Source organism: Vibrio sp. Vb1554 (genome assembly GCF_033344235.1).
In genome coordinates, this window is the sequence record NZ_JAWPOJ010000199.1 from 1 (window position 1) to 1,385 (window position 1,385).

General features: G+C 42.1%; 1 protein-coding gene. It reads left to right on the forward strand.

Features of this window, described 5'->3' with window-relative positions:
• Positions 1-621 precede the first annotated feature (621 nt).
• Positions 622-1,385, forward strand: a 764-nt coding sequence (locus tag R8N28_RS24920; RefSeq protein WP_318183628.1) for an APC family permease, incomplete at its 3' end; no start/stop codon positions are given.

The following is a 1,385-nucleotide window of genomic DNA, read 5'->3' on the forward strand; positions in this document are numbered from 1 at the left end:
TCATTGATAACGCTAATAACATAAATTAAAGCGCGCGGATTCTATGGTTCCTCGACACACTACACAATAAGAACTTTACAAGAATATGTTGGGCGTGCAAAAACACCAAAGACGAGCTCGGACATTAACATCTACTGATGAAATGAATCCACCCGCCTTTCATAAAGTTTGGATAAACATAACCGTGTATTTACAATACCTTGGGTTTCGTATTACCCCCAAAGAGCGGCGATCAGAAAAATAGCCGCAAACAATCCAGCGATAACTAACATTAAGTATGATAGTTTGCCTGTTCCACCTTTTGGCGCTTGATTACAACACCCCATTTGTCTTCTCCTTAACGATTTTCGTTCCCTTTAACTTAACGCTTACCCTTAGGTGAAGGTCAACCTGTGGCAGTTTGTTGTGTGTCTCTTTTACTTTTTGCGCGCCAACACACCAACGCAAACGTTTATATTGCTTACAAATAAATCAATGAGTTTTCGGTTCATTTTTGGGTAAATACATACCATTTTTCGCTATATACCCGCCGTTTATAACAACCCTACAATACGCGCGTCTTACTTGTAGCACGCGGGTTTTCCAACCATGAATTCGTGGCTCGTTTATTAAAGGTATCGAATGAGCAATATCGCCAAGTCCGCTGTTAAACTCAGTGTTTTCTCTGTGATCATGATTACGGTTACATCCGTTGATAGCATCAGAAACATACCGGGTGCCGCCTTATTTGGTAGTCATGCCATCTCTTTCTTTTTACTTGCTGGTTTATGCTTTTTCGTTCCCACGGCTTTAGTGTGTGCCGAGCTAAGCACGACTTACCCTCAACAGGGTGGTGTCTATCTTTGGGGAAAAGAAACGATTGGACCTAACTTCGGCTTTGCGACCGTTTGGTATCAATATGCGGAAAATATCGTTTATTACCCGCCTCTGATCTCTTTCATTGTCGCTACAGGTGCCTACCCATTTTTCCCAGAACTGGCGCAGAATAATATTTTCATGTTAATCATGATTAATGTGATTTTTTGGGCGCTAACGTTAGTAAATATATTCGGCTTACGTTTGTCATCGATGATCACAAACGTGTTTGGCACTCTAGGGCTCATTTTCCCAATTTTGCTGATCATTGGCTTGGGTGGTTACTGGGCATATACCAATCCGGGTGAGTCTCATATCTCCCTTAGTCATGTCTCTGACTGGCTACCCGATTTCTCTCAAGATGGAATTGGGGCAGGTTTCACCGCAGTCGTGCTTTCATTGACTGGTTTAGAAATTACCACCTCATATGCAAGTGAGGTAGAAAATCCACAAAAGGCGTATCCAAAAGCACTCTTAGCTTCTACGGCGCTGATTTTGGTATCTTTAACAGCTTGCTCACTGTCAATTTC